The 6,276-nt window shown below is 57.2% G+C and carries 6 protein-coding genes and 1 pseudogene; all 7 read left to right on the top strand.

What is annotated here, in order from left to right; genetic code table 11:
* A pseudogene (locus tag DBR24_RS34635) lies at nucleotides 1–166 on the top strand (glucose-1-phosphate cytidylyltransferase); the annotation flags it as partial.
* Nucleotides 148–1,230, top strand: coding sequence for a CDP-glucose 4,6-dehydratase (gene rfbG / locus DBR24_RS30595; RefSeq protein WP_128616547.1), 1,083 nt, complete (start codon nucleotides 148–150; stop codon nucleotides 1,228–1,230). The pseudogene DBR24_RS34635 and the gene rfbG, both read left to right, overlap by 19 nt.
* Nucleotides 1,227–1,787, top strand: a complete 561-nt coding sequence (rfbC, locus tag DBR24_RS30590) for a dTDP-4-dehydrorhamnose 3,5-epimerase (RefSeq protein ID WP_128616546.1) — start codon at nucleotides 1,227–1,229, stop codon at nucleotides 1,785–1,787. The genes rfbG and rfbC overlap by 4 nt, the downstream gene beginning before the upstream one ends.
* A 17-nt stretch (nucleotides 1,788–1,804) precedes the next feature.
* Complete coding sequence (locus DBR24_RS30585; protein ID WP_256592035.1) at nucleotides 1,805–2,656, top strand: NAD(P)-dependent oxidoreductase; 852 nt, start codon at nucleotides 1,805–1,807, stop codon at nucleotides 2,654–2,656.
* On the top strand, nucleotides 2,646–3,716 hold the full coding sequence (locus tag DBR24_RS30580) for a class I SAM-dependent methyltransferase (protein WP_128616544.1): 1,071 nt from the start codon (nucleotides 2,646–2,648) through the stop codon (nucleotides 3,714–3,716). Before DBR24_RS30585 ends, DBR24_RS30580 begins: the two co-directional genes overlap by 11 nt.
* A gap of 17 nt (nucleotides 3,717–3,733) precedes the next feature.
* A complete protein-coding gene (locus DBR24_RS30575; RefSeq protein ID WP_128616543.1) occupies nucleotides 3,734–4,471 on the top strand; it encodes a cephalosporin hydroxylase family protein in 738 nt (245 codons plus the stop codon).
* 51 nt (nucleotides 4,472–4,522) lie between these two features.
* On the top strand, nucleotides 4,523–6,276 hold a 1,754-nt coding region (locus tag DBR24_RS34630), incomplete at its 3' end, for a TIGR00180 family glycosyltransferase (protein WP_256592034.1).

Raw genomic sequence — 6,276 nt, 5'->3', positions numbered from 1 at the left:
TTCCACCACCTGGGAAGCCGAGCCGTTGGCGCGGCTGGCTGCGGACGAACAGTTGAAAGCCTTCGAGCACGAAGGGTTCTGGCATCCGATGGACACCCTGCGCGACAAGAACCATCTCGAAGCGCTGTGGCAGAACGGGGAGGCCCCATGGAAGCAATGGGCCTGAGTGCGGATTTCTGGCGCGGCAAGCGCGTACTGGTCACCGGTCACACCGGTTTCAAGGGCAGTTGGCTGACCCTGTGGCTGCAAAGCCTCGGCGCACAAGTCAGCGGTTTTGCCCTTGATCCGTCGACCGAACCGAGCCTGTTCGAGCTGGCGCGCGTCCACGAGGGCATCAACGATCAGCGCGGCGATCTGCGTGATCTTGGCGCCTTGCTGGAAATCATCGCCGACACCGAACCGGAGATCGTTCTGCACCTGGCCGCGCAGCCACTGGTGCGCGAAGGTTATCGCGACCCGCTCGGCACCTATTCCAGCAACGTCATGGGCACGTTGAACCTGCTCGAAGCGATTCGTCAGGTCGGTTGCGTGCGCGCCTGCGTGCTGGTGACCACCGACAAGGTCTACGCCAACAAGGAATGGCTGTGGCCATACCGCGAAGACGAAGCCCTCGGCGGGCATGATCCTTACAGCAGCAGCAAGGCTTGCTGCGAACTGTTGGCGCAGTCTTACGCGGCCTCGTTTTTCCCGGCCGACAAGTACGCCGAGCACGGTCTGGCCCTGGCCACCGCGCGCGCCGGCAACGTCCTCGGTGGCGGTGATTTCGCCCCTGAACGCCTGATTCCCGATGTGCTCAGAGCCTGGACGGCAGACGAGCCGGTGACCCTGCGCTACCCGCAAGCCGTGCGCCCATGGCAGCACGCGCTGGAGCCGCTGGCCGGTTACCTGCAACTGGCTGCCGGCCTCTACGAACAAGGCCCGGAATACGCCGGGGCATGGAACTTCGGCCCGGGCGAGGCGGACATGTGCAGCGTCGGCGAAGTGGTCGAACTGCTCGCCAGCCGCTGGCCGCAGGCGCGCGGTCTGCGCATCGAAAAAAGCGAGTTGCACGAAGCCGGCCTGCTGCGCCTGGACAGCAGCCGCGCCCGCCAAGTACTGGGCTGGCAGCCGCGCTGGACGTTGCAGCAGTGCCTGACCCAGACCCTCGACTGGCACTTGGCATGGCAGAACGGTGATGACATGCGCGCCGTGACCTCCAAGCAATTGAATCTGTATAGGGAGTGGTCATGACTGATTTCACGCTACAGGCCACGAAGCTGGAAGGCTTGTACCTGATCCAGCAAAAAGTCTTTTGCGATGATCGCGGACGGTTTGCACGACTGTTTTGTCAGGCGCGTCTGACCGCGCAGGATCGTCCGTTTGTAATCCGTCAGATCAACCATTCTCGCACCGTGGAAAAAGGCAGTGTACGTGGCATGCATTACCAGAGCGCCGGGTACGCAGAGTCCAAACTGATCACCTGTGTGCGCGGTGCTGTGTGGGATGTGGTGGTCGATCTGCGGCCACAGTCACCGACGTATTTGCAGTGGCACGCCGAGGAGTTGCGCGCCGATGACGGGCGCAGTCTGCTAATCCCGGCAGGGTTCGCCCATGGTTTTCAATCTCTCACCAATGGCTCTGAAGTGCTCTATCTGACAGATGCCGATTACGCGCCGGATCATGAGGCAGGGCTTTCAGTAAACGATCCCGCGCTCTCGATCAATTGGCCTCTGCCCGTCAAGAACTTGTCGCCCAAAGATGCAAGCCATCCTTTGCTCGACAACAATTTTCGCGGAGTCGAACTGTGACAGACCGTGCCACGAATGTGCTTGTGACCGGCGCCACCGGATTTGTCGGCCGGCATCTGGTCAGCGCCTTGCTCGCTAACGGTTTCGGGGTCCGTGCGGTGGGGCGCAACCTCGAAGTAGCGCGTGCGCTACCCTGGTTTGATGATGTCGAGTTTATTGCTGCCGATATCCATGCAGTGGATCTGGACATACTCAGCTTGGCTGACGGAATGGACGCCATCGCGCATCTGGCCTGGAGTGGTCTGCCGAATTATCAGGCGCTGTTCCATTTCGAGCGCAATCTTCCGCTTGATTACACCTTTCTCAAGCGTGTGATCGAGGCTGGAGTCAATCAGGTGCTGGTAACAGGAACCTGTTTTGAATACGGGCTGCAAAGTGGCCTGTTGAGTGAAACGGTCGTTGCAATGCCCTGTACGCCTTACGGCTTGGCCAAACATACATTGCGGCTGTTCCTTGAAGCCTTGCAGCGCGAGCACACCTTCACTTTACAGTGGGCGCGCCTGTTTTACCTGCATGGCGAGGGACAAAACTCCAATAGCCTGTTGGCCAGCCTTGATCGGGCCATTGATGCGGGTGAAGCGCAGTTCAACATGTCGGCGGGAGACCAACTGCGCGATTACCTGGAAATCAATGAGGCCGCCTCTCAATTGGTCACGCTGCTCACACGTCGCGATGCCGACGGCGTAACCAACTGCTGCAGCGGCCTGCCGGTGTCCGTGCGCGCCTTGGTCGAACAACGCGTACATCAGCGTCAATCTTCCATTGCCCTGAATCTGGGGTATTACGGTTATTCCACGCATGAGCCTATGGCGTTTTGGGGTGATAACCAACGGATTTCAAAACTGAGGGGTGAAGTCTATGCAGCATGAGCTCTATCGGGCTAGCGGCCTGCCAGTGCTGCAAAACCGCACTTTTGCCACTGCGGAGCAGGCACAGTCTTCGGACAGCGGGGATATTGTGCTGGTGCAAGATGACCAGAGCGGTTTGATCTTCAATCAGGTCTTCGACGCCAGCAAACTCAGTTACGATGTCGATTATCAAAACGAACAGGCGCATTCGGTGCAGTTTCGGCAGCACTTGAACGCCGTAGAAGCGATTCTGTCACTTCACTTTAAGGGCCAAACCCTGATTGAAGTCGGCTGCGGTAAAGGCTACTTCCTCGAAATGCTTCGGGAGCAGGGGTATGCCATCACTGGGATCGATCCTTCCTACGAAGGTGACAGCCCCGATGTGATCAAAGCCCCGTTTACCCGCGAATTGGGGCTGGCGGCTGACGCGATTGTATTGCGCCACGTGCTCGAGCATCTGCATGACCCGGTTGCGTTTCTGGCGGAAATGGCGGCGGCCAATCAGGGCGGTCAGATCTACATCGAAGTGCCGTGCTTTGACTGGATTGTCGAACACAATGCGTGGTTCGATGTGTTCTATGAGCACGTCAATTACTTCCGTCTTGCAGACTTGCGCGCGATGTTCGGGATTGTACACGAGGCCGGTCATCTGTTCGGTGGCCAATACCTTTACATCGTCGCCGACCTTTCGACTTTGCGCCGCGCGCCGGTCGAGGCGCCGCAGTTACTGAAGCTGTCGAACACCTTCACCGCCAGCCTTGAGCGCGCCGTGCAAATCATTCAGGCTGCGCCCACACAGGGTTCGGCGATCTGGGGCGCTTCGTCCAAAGGTGTGATCTATTCGCTGGCGTTGCAACGCGCCGGCGTGGCGGTCGATCGCGTCGTGGACATCAATCCCGCCAAACAAGGGCGTTATCTGCCACTCAGTGGCGCCCGAGTGTCTTCACCGCAAGAGGTCATGGACGCTTTACCTGAAGGCGCCAACCTGTTTGTGATGAACTCCAATTACCTCGAAGAGATCAAGCGGATGACTGGTGGACGTTATGTCTATCACGCCGTCGATAGCACTTCGTTTCAGTGAACCTTGAGAGCTTTCAAATGACCGATAACAACATCCACAGAGAATTCGAAGCCGAATGCCAGGAAGAGATCGCCCGTCAGGGTGACGACCAGAAAGTCGTGGCACTGGCCCGCGACTTTTTCAACGAATCGGCTCGTCACAAGTACAGCTATCACTTCTCGTGGATGGGACGCCCGATCATCCAGTTGCCTCAGGACATGATGGCGATGCAGGAGATCATCTGGCAGGTCAAGCCGGATCTGGTCATCGAGTGTGGTATCGCCCATGGTGGTTCGATCATCTACTACGCCTCGTTGCTGGAGCTGCAAGGTCACGGCGAAGTACTGGGCATTGATTTGGACATCCGTCCGCACAATCGCGAGGCCATCGAAAGTCATCCGATGAGCAAGCGCATCAAGATGATCGAAGGTTCGAGCATTGATCTGGCGACGGCGGAAAAAGTCCGTGCTATCGCTCAAGGCAAAAAAGTGATTCTGGTGCTCGACTCCAACCACACCCACGATCACGTGCTGGAAGAGCTGCGCCTCTACGCGCCTCTGGTGTCGGTCGACAGCTATTGCGTGGTCATGGACACCGTGGTCGAAGACATGCCGGCGGACTTTTTCCCGGACCGCCCGTGGGGTCACGGAGACAACCCGAAGACGGCTGTGTGGAAGTACCTTGAGGAAAACCACGACTTCGAAATCGACCGGCAGATGCAGAACAAATTGCTGATCACCGTGGCGCCGGATGGTTATCTGCGTCGCGTTCGTTAATCAAAAACAGTTTCAGACTTCAGGCGACTGGCCGGTTGTGGGGATAGGAAAATGCAGGTTCCAAGCAGTACTCAAAGCAATGTGACACCACTGAACGAGCTGCTCACGGTAGTGCTGATCACCCACAACCGCGGGGCGTTCCTGCGCCGCGCCCTGCAGTATTACAGCAGTTACTCCGCCAAGATGCTGGTGCTGGATTCTTCGGCGCAGGGCGACGACACTATCGCAGCCGACTTTCCGTCGGTCGATTATCGTCACTTGCCTGATTGCGGCTATCTGGGGCTTCAGCAAAAGCTTGTCTATGGTGTCAGCCAGGTGACTACGCCATATATGGTGCTGGCCGCTGACGATGACTTCCTGCTACATGACGCGTTGAGTGAGTCGGTCAACTTCCTTGAAGTCAATCCCGACTATGGTATGTGCCACGGCTACTGCCTGATGTACCTGACACACTCAAGCCATGTGCAGTACTACCGCCGTGACAAAAAAGTGCAAGAGGACTACAGCGCCGAGTGCGCGCAGGATCGTGTACTCGACTACATGGGCCAGTACATCCCTCCCTTTTACGCGGTGCAACGCACTTCACTATTTCGTGATTGGTACACAGCTTTGCCACTAGGCACGATTTTCGAATGGCTGGAAGTCGGTCATGTCTATTACATGCTGGCGCGGGCCAAGGCGCGGATTCTACCGATCCCGTATGTGGTGCGTGAGGTCAACTATGGTCGTTCTGATCACAACACCGAGATCATTCACGTCCTCAGCTTCAAGGATGCACGTTCGGTCTCCGAACGTGAGCGCTTTGCCGGTTTCCTTGCTACGTTATCAACCGAAATCAATTTGAATCCGGAACAGACGGCAGCATTCGCACTACAAAGTTTTCAGGCACTGGCCGACAGTCTGCATACGCGCAACGCACTGACCATCGAGCCGATTTTCGAGTCGTGCTGGAAAGATCCTACTGCCGAGCCCAAACGTGTTTTTGGTCCCAAGCAATACGTCGAGATGCCGTTTTACAACCAAGCATTTTTCGAACGCTTGACCGAGCTCGAGTTCCTGCTTCATGCGATGCCTGCAGGGCGTTTGCAACTGGAGGAAATGGAAGGCGCACTGCTCAAACAGCATATGCTGCAGCGAAAATTTTCCAATGATACGTCTGAGACTATTCAGAGTCGTCTGTTGGAAGCCGTGCAACTGGGAGCGTTCAATCGTCCAGTTGTGCAGAAACTGGTACGGCAGTTACTCAACAGGGGGGAGAGTGCCGACGCGAAAGTCCTGCAGGACTGGATCGCCCGCCTCGACAGCGTGCCGACCTATGACAGTCGCCAGATGCTCGACAATATGCCCTCCGGTCGTTTGTTAAACTGGCTCGCAGTTCGTCAACCGAATGACACGGCAGTGCGAAAGATCAAGCAATATCTGGCAACCATTGAAGGCGGCCCGCAGTTTGGCATCCTGTTGCTGGACCTTGAGGCTGATATGGGCAAGCTGCAGGCCACTTTCGACAGTTTGATGGACAGCGCCTTCCGTGCTTTCAAAGTGGTGGTTTTTACTACCGGGGATCTGCCTGCCGTCACTACCGAACAAAGCACCGTGCATTTCGTCAAGGTGGGTGCCGACAATTACGTCGATAAAGTGAATCAGGTAGCCAGGCGCTCGGTGGCGGACTGGCTGGTTCTGGCCAACGCCGGGGACGAGTTCACGGCCGCCGGTTTACTGCGGGCCAGTCTTGAGTTGCAAGCTGCCGAAGGTTGCCGTGCCGTCGCCATGGATGAGATCCATCGGCGTGCCAATGACACGCTGGT

The sequence above is a fragment of the Pseudomonas sp. HMWF006 genome, from assembly GCF_003061205.1.
GTDB lineage: Bacteria > Pseudomonadota > Gammaproteobacteria > Pseudomonadales > Pseudomonadaceae > Aquipseudomonas > Aquipseudomonas monsensis.
This window is presented reverse-complemented; position numbering and strand designations above follow the sequence as displayed.